Raw genomic sequence first — 15,665 nt, 5'->3', positions numbered from 1 at the left:
ACAGCGCCTAGCCCCTTTAGTCGCTTCAGACGCGGAAGGTAGAAATCTAATAATGTCGAATACCGTAAAGGAGCAAAGGAGGTAAGGGATATGAGAAGAGTGTGGAAAATAACTGCCTGGATCCTAGGAGTAATTGGGATCCTAATAGTTATTGTTGTGGTGGGATTAAACATGTATTTGTCTAGCACGAAACCCATTATTGATGGTGAACTGGCAATGGACGTATTAGACTCGGACGTAAAAGTGGTACGTGACGCTGTTGGGGTTCCACATATTACTGCACAATCTGATGCGGACCTTTACCGAGCGCAGGGTTTTGTACAAGCTCAGGATAGACTTTTTCAAATGGACTTGGCAAGAAGGCAGGCGAGCGGACGTTTGGCAGAAGTGGTCGGAGAAGCAGCAGTCGATACGGATAAGTTTTTCTTAACTTTTAGTTTACGTGCAGCTGCCGATAAATCCTATGCTGGATATAGCGATGAAGCTAAGCAAGTATTAAAGTGGTATGCAGAAGGGGTTAATGATTTTATTGATTATGCAAAAGAAGAAAATAAGCTGAGTTATGAATTTAAGTTATTAGGCTATGAGCCAGACGAGTGGACACCATCCGACTCCTTAGCAATCGGAAAGTATATGGCGTATGACTTAGGTGGAAACTGGTCATCACTTGCTATTAGACATTGGGCATTAAACGAATTAGAGGAAGAAAAGGCGAAGGAGCTTTTTATAACGTATCCTGAAAATTCCAAATCGATTATAGAGGCTAATATTAATAAGCCCGTAAATATAGCTGGTTACTTTGACGCGTCGATTTTGCCGAATGAATTTAACGGAAGTAATAACTGGGTAGTGAGTGGAGAAAAAACTGCTAGTGGACTTCCTTTGCTAGCAGATGATCCGCATTTAGGGTTAAGTACTCCATCCATCTGGTACCAAATGCACTTAGAGTCACCCGAGCAAAATGTGAGTGGAGTTATATTTGCTGGTATTCCCGGTATCATACTTGGTCATAACGAAGAGGTTGCTTGGGGTGTAACAAATGTAGGGCCAGATGTACAGGATCTATATATTGAAACGCCTAATCCGGATGACCGTACACAATTCCTTTATGAAGGGAAATGGGAGCAGGCGGAAGTTCGTCATTCATCTATTAAAGTAAAAGAACAGGATGATATACCTTTTGAAGTAGTAGTGACGAGACATGGTCCTATTATTTCAGATGTCTTGTTCAAGGACGAGGAAGCATCAGCATTGTTTTCCATGCAATGGACGGCATTGGAGCCGACTCTTGAATTACAGGCCATATTGAAGATGAATAAGTCATCTAGCTGGGATGAGTTTGAAACCGCGTTGGAGGACTTTCATGCACCTGCACAAAATTTTGTGTTTGCTGCCAAGGATGGAACAATTGCGTACAAAGCAAACGGTAGATTACCATTGAGAAAGAGAGGCGATGGTCAATTGCCTGTGCCTGGAGACTCTGCCGACTATGGCTGGGAAGGTTATGTCCCTTTTAATGAGCTTCCCATTGTCGTGAATCCAAAGGAAGGTTTTATTGCAACTGCAAACAACGAAGTAGTGGATGATTCCTATCCATATCATATTACGGATTTCTGGGCCCAATCATATCGATATGAAAGAATAGCGGAAGTACTAGAGAGTAAATCAGATTTCACAAAAGAAGATATGATGAATTTACAAATGGATCAAACTAATTTATATGCAAAAGAGTTTTTAGCTAAAATGCTTGAATCGGTCGAAAAACTAGATGCAGAGAATGACTATAAAGAAATTCTTACTATGTTAAAGCAGTGGGACCAAATCGATGATAAAGACCAAGTAGCTCCGCTCGTATTTCATAAATGGATGAAGGAGCTCCCTCAGACATTGCTACAGAAAGAAATGCCGAAGGATGTATATGCGATGCTACCTGGTAAAGGTAATATTTCCGATCAATTACTTAGGAAAGGCTACAATAGCGAACAAAGTGCTTGGCTAGAATCATATGGTGGTATAGACAAATGGGTCTATGATTCATTCGTGCAGGCAACGGATGAAATAACGAAGGAGTTTGGTTCGAATGAAAAGAAATGGAAATGGGGAGATTACCACCAGCTAACATTTGATCATCCGCTTGGCGGGGCTTCTCCCATTTTAGCTTATCTGCTAAATCCAGATCCAGTGCCAATCGGAGGATCTAATATTACGGTTCAAGCAGCTGGATTTGGTGAAAATGGAAAAGTAGATCACGGGGCATCCTGGAGATTTGTTGCAGATTTAGCTAATCTAAACGAGGCTTTTCATATCGTAGGACCCGGACAAAGCGGACACATGAAATCCAAGTGGTACCATAGTCAAGTAGATGATTGGGCAGAAGGGAACTATCATACCACTGTCATAGATGGGGACATTAAAGAAGGTCATGAATTAATATTAAAAGCAAACTAATAAGAGGCAGCCGAAGATTATGATCTTCGGCTGCTTTTTAAGAAGAAAGTATATAAAAATGTACCGTGTACACTGAGTTGATGGAATGAAAGGAAAGAATAATACTACTGATTTTCCGTTTCAGGTGGACGCTTTCCGTGGGCACGGCTTCAATCTCCTCGTCACTACGAAAACATATGCTCCTGCGGTTACTCGTCGCAAAGACATTGGTCAAACAAGGATTGACCAATGTCTTTCCTGCGGGGCTTTCAGCTCGCGCTGTTCCCACTGGAGTCGCCACCTTACACTTCAATCAATTAAGTGAGTAGTACTCAACTATAAGATATTGCATAGCCTATAGCTTAGATGATAAGAGTAGTCAAAGTTAATGTAGGGATAAAATCGTCTTTTAAATTAGGGATACTATTCTGTAAGGAAGGATTAAGAAAGTAGTATTTCTTTTACACTAGTGGAAATAAAGAGAAATAGTTAGTGTTCACTAAATAAAGAAGCGAAGTAGCGAACGAAATTGTATCTTCGAGAGCTTCCTCTATGAATAAGAAAGTATCTTTTCTCTAGTTACCCAAAAATGCATTAACCTCTTTCTAGAAGTTGTAGGAGGGCGACGGACAGGCAAACGCCATAAGATTATCGGAAAAAGGGATATTGGTTGTGAGGAACGTCACAACCAATATGCCAAAAAATTCACTCGGTAATCATATAGCAAAACGTCGGTCCAAAGCCCTTCGAAAACGATAAAAACAGGTTTTTACCACCAAGGACCGGGCGTTTTTTTTGCCTGGTTTTTCCTATTGAAAAATCATTTGTTAAGCAAATAAATAAAAAAGCATTAATAATCATTCAAACGCCTATTTGAATAAGTTGCATTTTAAATATTCCGAACATATAATGAAAATAACAATCAAACAATCATTTGAATGAGGTGAAGCTATGCAAGCGAAGGATATGTGTGAAGTAAGATGTGAAGTAACAAAGGCAAATGAGGATGTAGTACTTTCTGTAAAGAAGCAAATGCCAGAACTAGAAACGGCTGCTCAAATTTTCAAAGCTCTAGCAGATGAAACAAGACTAAAAATAGCTTATGCATTAACGATAGAGGAAGAGCTTTGCGTTTGTGATGTTGGAGAAATTATAGGTTCATCTACAGCGACGGCATCCCATCATTTACGATTTTTACGTGATTTATCTCTGGCCAAATCACGACGCAAGGGAAAACTAGTATATTATTCGTTAGCGGACCATCATGTAAATGCGTTAGTAAAACTCGCATATGAACATGCGATAGAAGAGGGTGCAAAGGATGGAGAAGGCAGTTAAGCAAGAATATCGATTAGAGAATCTTTCATGTGCCAGCTGTGCTATGAAATTCGAAAATAATATTAAAAGTCTTCCAGAGGTAGAGGACGCGATAGTTAATTTTGGTGCATCTAAAGTATCCGTCATAGGAAAAGCAACAGTAGAGGATATCGAGAAAGCTGGAGCATTCGATGGCATAAAGGTGACAACTGTTAAACAACGTCAACAAGAAACTGTTCCTTTTTTAAAACGAAAAGAAAATGTCTTAACGGTTATTTCGTTTGTTTTTTTAGTAATCGGCATTATCGCATCATTCTCATACGAGGAATCACACCCACTTGCTATAGGGTTGTTCATCATCTCTATAGTTGTGGGAGGCTTTGACTTATTTAGAGGAGGACTAGTCAATTTATCTCGTTTTTATTTCGATATGAAGACGCTTATGACTATCGCAATTATTGGTGCGGCGATTATTGGAGAATGGCGTGAAGGTGCCGTAGTGGTGTTTTTATTCGCCGTGAGTGAAGCGTTAGAAGCATACTCGATGAATAAAGCGCGGCAATCGATCAGTCAATTAATGGATATTGCCCCACCTACCGCAACAATACGTAAAAATGGAAAGTTGTTAGAAGTTGATACAGATTTTATACAAATAAATGATGTGCTGATTGTAAAACCGGGACAAAAAATTGCGATGGATGGAGTTGTATTAAAAGGAACCTCAGCAGTCAATCAGGCACCAATTACCGGTGAGTCAGTGCCAGTCATGAAGTACATTGATGATGAAGTATTTGCAGGAACGTTAAACGAAGAGGGGTCACTTGAAGTGAAAGTGACGAAGCGAGTGGAAGACACAACAATAGCGAAAATCATCCATCTTGTGGAAGAGGCACAGGCGGAAAAAGCCCCATCTCAAAAGTTTGTAGATAAGTTTGCGAAGTATTATACACCTGCCATCATTATTATTGCGATATTCGTAGCGATTTTGCCTCCATTATTCGGAGCAGATTGGCAAACTTGGATATACCAAGGACTTGCGGTTTTAGTAGTAGGCTGCCCATGTGCATTAGTAGTCTCAACTCCGGTAGCTATTGTGACAGCGATTGGAAATGCAGCGAAACAGGGGGTATTGATCAAAGGTGGCATCCACTTAGAGGAAATTGGTCGACTTCAAGCAATTGCATTTGACAAAACAGGTACTCTAACAAAGGGATATCCTGAGGTTACACATGTTGAGGCTATTGCACCGAATGAGTTTCTTCAAAAAGTAATGTCTATCGAAACTTATTCTCAGCATCCCCTAGCGCAAGCTATTGTTAAATATGGTGCAAAACAACATATTCAGCGTGAAGAAATAGAGCAATTCCAATCTGTTACTGGAAAAGGAGCAGAGGGAGTGGTGGATGGAGCGAAATGGGCAGTCGGAAGCGTTAGTTGGATTTCTTCTATAAGCACTGTTTCGTTGGAAGTGCTTACTAAAATAGAACAACTCCAAACAGAAGGAAATACAGTCATGCTTGCGTCAGCAGATGGTGTATATCAAGGATTTATAGCAGTAGCAGATCTAATACGTCCAACAAGTAAAAACGTGCTAGAAAAGCTGAAAAAAGCAGGAATTCAGCATACAGTCATGCTAACGGGAGATGACAGCCGTACAGCAAACGCCATCGCAGAGAAGCTTGGAATGACGGATGTTGAAGCGGGGTTAATGCCCGAACAAAAGCTTTCTGCTATAAAGTTCTTAAAAGATAAGTACAGAACGGTTGCAATGGTTGGAGATGGTGTCAATGATTCTCCAGCGCTTGCTGCAGCTACTGTAGGTATTGCAATGGGAGGAGCAGGAACCGATGCAGCACTGGAAACAGCAGACGTAGCTTTAATGGGAGATGACCTAGAAAAACTGCCTTATACAATCCGATTAAGTCGAAAAGCATTGCATATTATCAAAGAAAATATTATGTTTGCATTAGGATTAAAAATAATTGCACTGCTTCTTATTATTCCAGGGTGGTTAACTTTATGGATTGCCATCTTTGCAGATATGGGGGCTACATTATTAGTAGTGTTAAATTCATTGCGACTTATAAAGATAAATAAATAGCACGTACGGAGGCGAGAAAATGAAGCTTACGGAATGGACAATGGAAGAACAAGAACAGCTGATCCACTTTATGACGACAAATAGTTGGCCGTATCATGGAAACTCACACCCGGCAAGGGAGCTAATAGAAAAAACGATTGAAGAGGGTGGATATCAATCGGATGAAGTCAAAACCTTTTGGATTGAAAATGAAGCAAATGAAAAAGTTGGATTCGTTAAAATTTATGATTTACAAGATGAGATTCCCCTATTTGACTTACGAATTGCTGATCATGCAAGAGGCAACGGCTATGGACCAAATGCATTAAAGCTCGTTGCTGAGTATGTGTTTCAACTCCCAGAAGCGAAGAATCGTTTAGAAGGTCATACAAGACAGGATAATTTTGCGATGAGAAAAACGTTTGAGCGAGCTGGATTTGTAAAGGAAGCTCAGCTACGACAAGCTTGGTTTTCACCTAAAGAGGACTCCTACTATGATGCCGTAACATATGGGCTGACGAGAGAGGATTTCTTAAAAGGGACTGCCACCCCAGTGAAATGGGATGAAGATTTCCATAAACCTTTCCCAGTTAAAGAAGAGCTATCTTTTCCTGAGGAATTTTACACAGAGCGTTTGTTGATACGTGCACCAAAAGTAGAGGATGCTGAGGAAATTTGGAAAGCGGTAAACAATTCAGATGCTGCGCTGAAAGAATGGATGCCATGGGCGCAAAAAAAGCAATCATTAGAGCAGATCACCACTAACATACGCCAAGCGGTTGCAGATTTTATAACTAGGAAGGATTTACGACTTCAGCTGTATTTAAGAGACACGGGTGAATTTGTAGGTGCTTCGGGTTTACATCGAATAGACTGGGATGTTCGTAAGTTTGAAATTGGCTATTGGATTGATAGTAAGTTTGAAGGTAAAGGTTTAATGACGGAAGCCTGTGAGCGAATTACCCAATTTGCATTTGAGGAACTACATGCTAATCGAGTTGAAATACGCTGTGATAGTGAAAATGTTCGAAGCCGATCTGTTGCGGAAAGAGTCGGATATACATTGGAAGGCGTGCTACTCAAAGATTCCTTATCTGCGGACGGGAAAAAGTTGAGAGATACATGCATATACGCTAAAATTAGACAATAACAAGCGATAGTTTAATAGTGTATATAAAAAAGGTGTTGCCGATTTGGCAACACCTTTCCTTACAGTGATCGTTTTCCGCTGATTAATTGGATGACAAAAACAATTACTGCAATAACTAATAGAGTGTGAATAAGTCCTCCACCAATCTTCAGTACTAAACCAAGTAACCAAAGTACGATTAATACGACGATAATTCCCCATAAAATTCTACCCATTTAATATCAACCTCTCTTTTTTTTATTTACTAAGTCTGTTGATATTAAAAAGTTACCCTTTTGGGTATATTATTAAACATGTTCCCATTTACTTATACTTGAAAGGAGTGTTGCCATTGCTTACGAATGTGATGCAAGAAATTGTTCAAAGCCTTGTCAGAGTTATGATGCGGGGAACTGAATACCAAACCTTTTGTAAATGTGAACAATGCGAACGAGATATTATGGCGTTAAGTTTAAATACGTTACCTGCTCATTATGTTACAACCGAAAAAGGAAGAATCGCCGTTTTCGAGCGTTTAAATACTGCAGAAAACTTAGAATGGATTAACAAAAGAATTATCCACTCTATTTATGTTGTGGGTAAATACCCACATCGTAACTAAAACCTTGTCTTTATAGATAAGGTTTTTCTATGTAACAAATTATCGGAAATAATAACTAAAATTGTGATAGGATCTTCATTGTAGTAAAATATATAGAGCAGAGATGAGGGGAAGATATATATGCCAACACCAAGCATGGAAGACCATATCGAACAAATTTATTTGTTAATTGAGCAGAAAGGGTATGCTCGTGTGTCTGATATTGCAGAAGCATTGTCTGTATTACCATCTTCCGTAACAAAAATGGTTCAAAAACTAGATAAAGATGGCTTTTTAATATATGAAAAGTATCGGGGTCTTACGCTTACCGCAAAAGGGATGAAACTTGGTAAGCGATTAGTGAAAAGACATGATCTTTTGGAAGATTTCTTACGGATCATTGGTGTAAAGGAAGAGAATATTTACAATGATGTAGAAGGAATTGAACATCACTTAAGCTGGAACTCTATCGATCGTATTGCTGATTTAGTATTATTTTTAGATGAGAATCCAACATTACAAGCAAAGCTTTTAGAAATTCAAGAACAGGACAGTGAATAAACACTATAGAAGTTTTTGACCAGACTAATGCAATATACATACAACCTTAGAGAAGGTTATTAAGCTAGTTTTGAAAGCGGATATTCATCGCACACATCCATTTACACCTATTGTTTATGGCGCTGATGAATCGGTTATAGGGAAGTAGTACAATTTGTGAATAGCAATTTTCAAAACCATATTTGGTCAGAAGGAGAGCGGTAATTTTGATAGGAACAGCATCAGGAGAAATAGTAAAATTACGAGTGAAGGAACAACAGGGATCGAAGTGGATTTTAACATACGATGGGATGGAAGTTCCGTTAAACGCATCCGAAGCGCCGGAGGACTTGGAGGTTGGTGGCACAATTCAAGCCTTCTTGTTTGTGGACAGACGTGGAAATTTATCTGCTACAACCCAGCTACCTTCTATTCAAAAAGGCACATATGGATGGGCTCGCGTCATTAAAGTTGCTGATAGAGAAGGTGTTTTTGTCGATATTGGTACGTCCAAGGAAGTTCAAGTAAAAGAAGATGACCTACCGAAGCTAAAAGAATTATGGCCGGCTGTGGGGGACCATTTGTATATGACACTCCGTACCGATAAAGAAGGGGAGTTATTCGGCCGCTTAGCAACGGAGGATCGTGTTGAAGAGCTATATATAGATGCACCAACGACTTTGTTCAATCAGAATCTTCAAGCTCGTGCGTACCGTTTACTTCCGGTTGGTACGTTTTTGTTAAGTGTTCCAGAAAATTACCGGATTTTTGTGCATGAGTCAGAACGACTAAATGAACCAAGGCTGGGAGAAGATCTAACGGTTCGAGTAATCGACGTGAAAGAGGATGGATCATTGAATGGTTCCCTACTACCACGAAGACATGAACGTTTAGGAGACGATGCTGAATCTATATTCCGCTATTTAAACGATGTCGGAGGGAAGATGCCCTTTACAGACAAGTCATCTCCTGACGAAATTCAAGAAATGTTTAGCATGAGTAAAGCGGCATTCAAACGCGCTCTAGGAAAGCTAATGAAAGACAAAAAAATTGTCCAAGAAGATGGTTGGACTCAATTGAAAATGTAATTTACTTGGAGTGAAAAGAATCGATTAATCGGAACTTTTTACTCCTATTTTCGTATTATTGAGAGAATGAAATGGAAAGGGGTAAAAGAGTATGAAAAAATTATTATTACCATTCATCACAGCGATGTTGTTACTAGGTATGGTCATTGGACCGACTTACTCACTAGCCGATTCAGACGGCTCCACGGAAGAAGTCGTAAACGAAAAATTTGGTGCACCTATCGTTGTATATGGGGGAAACTTAACAGCTGAACAAAAAGCCAGCGTTAAAAAAAGCTTGAAAATAACGGATAAATCAGATGTTCAGGAAATAGAAGTAACTGGAAAAGACTTAGCGACATATTTACAGGACGGAGATGCATCTGCAAGAATGTTCTCCTCTGCTAAAATTACACGAAAAGATGCTGGTAAGGGGCTTGTGATAAGCATTGTGACGCCAGATGATATTACAGAAGTAACCTCTGAAATGTATGCAAATGCCATGCTAACAGCGGGGATTCAGGACGCAGTTGTAGAAATTGCTGCACCCAAGCCTGTAACTGGTCATTCTGCGCTTGTGGGAATATACAAAGCGTATGAGGTAACAGGAGAAACACTAGACCCAGAACGCACAGATGTAGCGAATGATGAATTATCTATTGCTACCAATTTAGCAAAAGATGCAGGCATTGATGAAGCAAAGGTAAGTGAATTGCTAACAGAAATTAAAAAGCAAATTGCCGAACAAAATCCAGTTTCACGAGAAGAAGTGGAGAAAATTGTTTCTGAGCAATTAGCCAATTTAAATATTGAGCTTTCTGAAAAAGATCGTCAGCTGCTAATCGATTTAATGGACCGTATTCGTCAATTAGATATCGACTTCAGCCAGTGGTCAGATCAACTGAATGACTTAAGTAAAACGATTGAAGACAAAATCGGTAAAATTGTCGACAATGAAGGATTTTGGGCTGGTGTCAAAAATTTCTTTAACAATTTAATCGATTCGATTCGTTCTATCTTCAACTAGTGAGGGAACCCTTCATTGTCAATCATTCGGAAGATGTGATAAAATTCAGAAAAGGAGTGGTGAAAGATGGAGTTTCAATATAAAGAATTAGGAAACGATGTATATGCCTATCAATATATTCAAGATGGGGAACGACTTGGTGAAATTACATGGACATTACTGGGAGACGTAATGGTGATGGATCACACATATGTTTCTGATAAATTGAGAGGTCAAGGAATTGCTAAGAAATTGCTTGATAATGCCGCTTCTTATGCGAGAGACAAGAACTTGAAAATGGAGCCGGTTTGCTCGTATGTCGTATCAGCGTTTTCCAAATATGATGAATATAATGATGTAAAAGCATAAAAACCTATTGCGAATAAACAAAAAGGCAATCCGCTTCTATATAGAAAAGGATTGCCTTTTTAAGTGGAACGTATTATATTTGCGTAAAAAATACTAAAATTCCTGTTAATGCTGATGCACCTGCCAACGTATAAAGGAAATCTGATTGACTAAAAATTAATTTTTTTTCCATGAAACTCATCCTCTCATATTCTAGTTGATAGTTTAATATTACCCATGTTCAAAAAGTTTTAAACAGGTTTTAAACTATTTTATGGAGGGCACTTTAAAAATATACGAAACTTTTTCTAATAATTATCGTAGAATAAAAGGAGTATATAAAAGGAGAGGACTGAATTCTATGTCGCGTACAGGAGAAATAGTTTTAGGTGTTATTAGTGCAATTATGACATTACTTAGTATTATTTTAGTGTCGATCTTAGTGGTAAGTGGGAGCAGCTTGATGCAAGACGAAGCGTTTATAAGCGAATTCGAGAATATGATGATCACTGATCCGAACGTAACGGAAGCAGATTTGCAATTTGTAAATGATAATAAGGATGTAGCTATCGATGCATTTAACGTATTTGGTTGGGTGTTTATCATTATTCTTATAATTAGCTTAATCCTAAATATTATTGGTATCGTATCTGTTTCTAAAAATAAAAACCCGAAACTAGCAGGAATTATGTTTATTTTGGCGGGATTATTTGCAGGTATTATTTCGATAACATCCATTCTATTATACGTCGCTGCAATCATGTGCTTTGTACGTAAACCACCAGTTCAACTACAAGAACAAGAGGAATACTATACGACGGAGAAGACGCTTTAATTAACAAAGAACTTGAAAAATAGAGGAAATTAATCTGTCCCTGTGACGAGCTTTGCGCAGGAGGAAGAGGAATTCTACTCTACAGAGAAATCATTATAGTTAACAAAAACACCGGTCATCAAATGACCGGTGTTTTTAATAAGTATACGTACTTAGCAGTAGATAATGGATGTCCTTCAAAATATTCATCAAATTCTTCTAAGCATTCGAAGCCAAAGTTTTCATAAAAAAGACGAGCATTATCATTTTTGCTTTCTACGTAAACAAATAACTGGCGACCTGCTGGCATTTCGTTCAATCCGGCTAGTAAGAGTTGTTTGCCGTATCCAAGTTGTTTATATTCAGGTAATACATAGATTGCCGTAAGTTCTGCGTCTCCATCCTCGTCCACATAGGTAAAGTTGGCAAAACCAATAGGTTTCCCTTCATACTCAGCGACTAAGAAAATAGTTTTTTCTATTCTTTTCACAAGCATCATTGGGGAATAAGCCTTTTCTAAAAAAAGCGTTTGTATGTCATTAGGTATAATATTTTTGTAAGTATCGTTCCAACTGACCTTTGCGATCTGTTGAATTATCGAAATGTCATCTAACGTGGTCGCCCTAATCATTTGAACTCACCTCTAAATTCTTTTTGTAATCATAACAAAAATAACTGTAACCTTCTACAAATATATACAATTAAAATCAATTAGAAATCAAAATGTAATATAAAAATGGTAAACAAATGTGATAATCGGTAATAATAGTGATAAACTGTCCAAAGCACTTGAAAGAGGATTTTTCTTGTAAAGGTGTGAACCTATTAATTATGGGGTATGTATACTATATATAAAATTTGGAGGTAATGATAATGGCAAAAAACAAATCACTTTTATTAGCTGGATTAGCAGCAGGGGCATATGCGTATTTTAGTAAAAAAGAGAATCGTGATAAAGCAATCGTAGCTTTCAATAATACAAAATCTAAGGTGAATGCTTATATAGACTCACAAAAGCATCAAAAATCTGAATTTACCGCAGCGGGACATCCAGATCCCCACGATATTCAAGATAATAAAATGGTGGATGAAGGGGCTATGACAAGCGTCCAGTACTACAACGAGGAAGTCCAGGACAATTCTAAGAAATCTTCTAATGACACGAAAGAGACAGATAAAAAACCGAATGTTAACGAACAAATAACTTTATAATGATTTAAAAACAGGAATGGGTCAATAGACACATTCCTGTCTTATTGTTTCCTCCAAACAAGTGCCAAGATAGAGACAATCAACAAAATAACTCCTGTCAACGTAAAGCCGCCTGTTGCAGTTAGTTCAAGAAATCCCGTGATACTAGAACCTACCACAACACCAATAGAGAAGAACGCATAAAAATAGCCATAAGCCTTTCCGCGGAAGGACTGTTCGCTTGAATCGATTAAGAGTGTGTTAATAGAAGGGAATAGAAAAGCAAATCCTATTCCATATAACCCCATCCAGACGTAAAGTAAGCTCAGTGAATAGGTTTGGCCAAGCAATAACATACTAATTCCCATAAGACACATCCCAAAAGTAAATGTGTAAACGGGTTTCACGCGGTCAAATATTCGATTAATCGGCAGTATAAACACCAAAATAGCTACAAAACCAAACATACTTAGCAGCAATCCACTTGTTTTAGAATCAAAACCAAGGTGTAATACCTTTAATGGCAGCATATAAGCTAATACCCCTTGTGAAAACATTAAGAAAAACGCACCTGCAAATGACTTAATAATTCCGCTGCGTTGGAATATAGAGCGAACGGAGTGAGGAGAGGAAACTACCTTATCCTTTCTGTCAATTGCAATTTTTCTTAACAAAACAAGTGCTAGAATACTTAATACAAGCATAATGGAGCCAGTTAGACCTAACACAAACACCTCACTTTTTTTACTAGCGAGAATTCCACTTGTTGCTGGACCTGCGATTGCCGCAAGTCCAACAAATGCACCAGATAGTGCAACACCTTTCCCTCGTTTATCCTTTGAAGTTTTATTGGCTGAATAGGTAAATGCTGCAGGCACAATTAGTCCCGCAACTAAGCCGTGTAAAAACCGAATAACTAATAATTCTATGGGATCGTTGACAAATTGATATAGGAATAATGAAAAGCTCGTTGTAAACAAGCCGATGATTAAAATATAAAAGGGTCCTTTTCTATCCGTTAAGAATCCAGAGATAACATTACCGAAAGTGTTGGAAAGTGAATACATCCCAACGGCTAATCCAGTTATAAAAGGAGTAGCCCCCAATGATTCCGCAAAGGGGCTCATTATAGGTAGTTGGGAGAATAAATCAAAGAACGAGAAAAAAATAATAATATATATGAAAAAGTGCAACTCTGCTCCTCATTTCTATCGTAATCATTACTCATAGTTTACCATTTATTCTAAACCTAGGTTTTAAAAAGATTGATAAAGGGAATTTGAAACAAAAAAATGCTAGGAGGAAGTCCTGTGAAAGCAATGTTCATCTACAATCCGTCTTCTGGTAAAGCAGACGCAGATCAGTATAAAGAAATAACTATTAATGTATTAGAAGGATTGGGATATAAAGTCATTATTAAAGAGACGGAAAAACAAAATGATGCCACCGTATTTGCTAAACAGGCCTGTGAAGAGAAAGTAGACTTTTTACTTGCAATGGGTGGTGATGGGACGATTAATGAAGTTGTAAATGGTCTTGCAGAGCAGCCATATCAACCATTATTCTCTTTTATTCCACTAGGTACTGTAAATGACTTTGCACGTGCATTAGGAATTCCATTGGAGCCTGAGCTTGCCATTGAAGCGTTGAAAATGAACCATACAAAAATGGTGGATATTGGACAAATAGGCGATAAGTATTTCATGAATATAGTAGCTATAGGTGAAATAGCAAGTCGTGTAGCCGAGACAACGGTTGAACAAAAAACAAAAATGGGCTCCCTTGCATACCTGTTAGAAGGGGCTAAGGCTATTATTTCTAGTGAAGAAATAGAGATGACCATTACGCATGATCAGGGCGTTTGGAAGGGTACGCCTATTCTTATACTCGTAGCATTAACTAACTCAGTGGGTGGCTTTGAGAAAATGGTAAATTCCGCTGAAGTCAACGATGGGAAGTTGCATATCTATATTATTAAACAGGCTGGGCTGGCTGCCATAGCTCGAATGGGTGCAAAAATATTATTTGGAAACTTAGAAAAGGATGATGGAGTTGAATTGATTGAATCAACTAAAGTATTAATCGAATCACAAGCTCCATTATATTGTAATGTAGATGGGGACGAAGGAGATTGTACCCCATTAGAAATAAAAGTGCTTCCTCAACATGTAAAAATGCTTATTCCTAAAAAAGTTGATACAAAACAGTTGTAAAAAACGAAAATTTCCAGGATAATGGATTAAGTTAATACAACATACCTAATTAGGTTAATGGATATTTGGACCTATTAGGAGGGAAAAAGAGGGACATATGAAGACTGTAGAAAAGCGATTTTTAGAGAATTTTTCCAAAGTGTATAATAGAGAAATAGCTGTGACAACAAAAGTAGAAGGCCTAGACTCCTTTATAGAATTGGAAGAACAGCTATTTCAAAAAATGTTTTCTTTTGAAATAGACGAAGCCAAAGAAATTTTAAGAAGCATGATTGATTTAATAATTGCAAGAACACGTAAGAATATGATTTTAAACGTTAAGTATTACTATATACAACTATCAGCTGTCATGGGAAGAAAGTTAAATGAAAGTCAAGTGCCTATTGATAAAATTAGAGCTTTTAATATTGCATGTTTAGAAACAATTGAGACAAAAATGAGTGATGCACAATTTTTACTATGCGCAGATGAGCTAGTAGAGTTTTTTGTGATGGTCATTACCGAAAGGAAGAAACCATCATTCGGACATCAAACGGTTAACAAAGTAATTCTTTATATTAATGATGAAATAGAGACAAATCTAACAGTAGAGGATATTGCTAAACACTTTAATATTAGTACTAGTCATCTTTCTCGTATCTTTAGAGAACATACAGGAGTAACTCTTGTAGAATACTTAAATGTTCGTAAAGTAGAAGAATGCCAATATTTTTTAAGAAATACAAACAAGCCGATATCCGATATTTCGAGTAGCTTCCATTTTTGCAATCAAAGCTATTTCACTCGCATATTCAAAAAGTATACAGGACTTACACCGAAGCAATATCGAGATAACCAAGAACATCCAAGTTTTAAATATAACTTTCCTAATGAACAACAATCTGTTTAATTATTTTAGGTTAAATTTGATAAATAGCTTCATAGTAAGGTAT

At 37.8% G+C, this 15,665-nt stretch carries 16 protein-coding genes; 13 read left to right on the top strand and 3 right to left on the bottom strand.

The genetic code is table 11. The features are described from left to right. The first annotated feature begins 90 nt into the window (after positions 1–90). The 4 genes from BLR36_RS09935 to BLR36_RS09920 all read left to right on the top strand — a co-directional run bounded on the left by BLR36_RS09935 (position 91) and on the right by BLR36_RS09920 (position 6,974). Positions 91–2,448: a penicillin acylase family protein gene (locus BLR36_RS09935; RefSeq protein ID WP_093061591.1), complete on the top strand. Its 2,358-nt coding sequence runs from the start codon at positions 91–93 to the stop codon at positions 2,446–2,448. 930 nt (positions 2,449–3,378) lie between these two features. Beyond that, positions 3,379–3,765 carry an ArsR/SmtB family transcription factor gene (locus tag BLR36_RS09930; RefSeq protein ID WP_371326714.1) on the top strand — a complete coding sequence of 129 codons (387 nt, stop codon included), beginning with the start codon at positions 3,379–3,381 and terminating at the stop codon, positions 3,763–3,765. Beyond that, a complete protein-coding gene (locus tag BLR36_RS09925; RefSeq protein WP_093061590.1) occupies positions 3,749–5,845 on the top strand; it encodes a heavy metal translocating P-type ATPase in 2,097 nt (698 codons plus the stop codon). Before BLR36_RS09930 ends, BLR36_RS09925 begins: the two co-directional genes overlap by 17 nt. A 19-nt stretch (positions 5,846–5,864) precedes the next feature. After that, the gene (locus BLR36_RS09920) at positions 5,865–6,974 is read left to right on the top strand and encodes a GNAT family N-acetyltransferase (RefSeq protein ID WP_093061589.1); all 1,110 of its coding nucleotides are present in this window, start codon (positions 5,865–5,867) and stop codon (positions 6,972–6,974) included. A 59-nt stretch (positions 6,975–7,033) separates the two neighbouring features. Here BLR36_RS09920 and BLR36_RS18580 read toward each other — a convergent pair whose 3' ends face one another. Further along, complete coding sequence (locus BLR36_RS18580; RefSeq protein WP_139185083.1) at positions 7,034–7,189, bottom strand: lmo0937 family membrane protein; 156 nt, start codon at positions 7,187–7,189, stop codon at positions 7,034–7,036. 107 nt (positions 7,190–7,296) lie between these two features. On the opposite strand from BLR36_RS18580, the gene BLR36_RS09915 reads away from it, so the two are divergent. The 6 genes from BLR36_RS09915 (at position 7,297) to BLR36_RS09890 (ending at position 11,350) form a co-directional block, all read left to right on the top strand. Then, a complete protein-coding gene (locus BLR36_RS09915; protein WP_371326713.1) occupies positions 7,297–7,575 on the top strand; it encodes a late competence development ComFB family protein in 279 nt (92 codons plus the stop codon). A 120-nt stretch (positions 7,576–7,695) separates the two neighbouring features. Further along, complete coding sequence (mntR, locus tag BLR36_RS09910; RefSeq protein WP_093061588.1) at positions 7,696–8,115, top strand: transcriptional regulator MntR; 420 nt, start codon at positions 7,696–7,698, stop codon at positions 8,113–8,115. A 206-nt stretch (positions 8,116–8,321) separates the two neighbouring features. After that, positions 8,322–9,182 (top strand): CvfB family protein, encoded by an 861-nt coding sequence (locus BLR36_RS09905; protein ID WP_093061587.1) that lies wholly within the window; start codon positions 8,322–8,324, stop codon positions 9,180–9,182. Between the two features lie 91 nt (positions 9,183–9,273). Further along, positions 9,274–10,188, top strand: a complete 915-nt coding sequence (locus BLR36_RS09900) for a DUF1002 domain-containing protein (RefSeq protein WP_093061586.1) — start codon at positions 9,274–9,276, stop codon at positions 10,186–10,188. Positions 10,189–10,254: 66 nt separating this feature from the next. Further along, complete coding sequence (locus tag BLR36_RS09895; protein WP_093061585.1) at positions 10,255–10,536, top strand: GNAT family N-acetyltransferase; 282 nt, start codon at positions 10,255–10,257, stop codon at positions 10,534–10,536. A 340-nt stretch (positions 10,537–10,876) separates the two neighbouring features. Then, positions 10,877–11,350, top strand: coding sequence for a DUF4064 domain-containing protein (locus BLR36_RS09890; protein ID WP_175454037.1), 474 nt, complete (start codon positions 10,877–10,879; stop codon positions 11,348–11,350). Between the two features lie 118 nt (positions 11,351–11,468). On the opposite strand, the gene BLR36_RS09885 is transcribed toward BLR36_RS09890, so the two are convergent. Continuing rightward, complete coding sequence (locus tag BLR36_RS09885) at positions 11,469–11,960, bottom strand: GNAT family N-acetyltransferase (protein ID WP_093061583.1); 492 nt, start codon at positions 11,958–11,960, stop codon at positions 11,469–11,471. A gap of 242 nt (positions 11,961–12,202) precedes the next feature. Here BLR36_RS09885 and BLR36_RS09880 point away from each other — a divergent pair, with 242 nt between their 5' ends. Next, positions 12,203–12,541, top strand: coding sequence for a hypothetical protein (locus BLR36_RS09880; RefSeq protein WP_254771368.1), 339 nt, complete (start codon positions 12,203–12,205; stop codon positions 12,539–12,541). Positions 12,542–12,582: 41 nt separating this feature from the next. Here BLR36_RS09880 and BLR36_RS09875 read toward each other — a convergent pair whose 3' ends face one another. After that, positions 12,583–13,713, bottom strand: a complete 1,131-nt coding sequence (locus BLR36_RS09875) for an MFS transporter (protein ID WP_093061581.1) — start codon at positions 13,711–13,713, stop codon at positions 12,583–12,585. A gap of 126 nt (positions 13,714–13,839) precedes the next feature. Between BLR36_RS09875 and BLR36_RS09870 the strand changes: the two genes are divergently transcribed. Together BLR36_RS09870 and BLR36_RS09865 are read left to right on the top strand one after the other, a co-directional pair. Further along, positions 13,840–14,733 carry a diacylglycerol/lipid kinase family protein gene (locus BLR36_RS09870; protein ID WP_254771379.1) on the top strand — a complete coding sequence of 298 codons (894 nt, stop codon included), beginning with the start codon at positions 13,840–13,842 and terminating at the stop codon, positions 14,731–14,733. A 97-nt stretch (positions 14,734–14,830) separates the two neighbouring features. Further along, positions 14,831–15,622: an AraC family transcriptional regulator gene (locus BLR36_RS09865; protein WP_093061579.1), complete on the top strand. Its 792-nt coding sequence runs from the start codon at positions 14,831–14,833 to the stop codon at positions 15,620–15,622. Positions 15,623–15,665 lie beyond the last annotated feature (43 nt).

It is taken from the genome of Psychrobacillus sp. OK028 (assembly GCF_900103605.1).
Classification (GTDB): Bacteria; Bacillota; Bacilli; order Bacillales_A; family Planococcaceae; genus Psychrobacillus.
The sequence above is the reverse complement of the archived record's forward strand: the minus strand, read 5'-3'. Positions and strand labels throughout refer to the sequence as shown.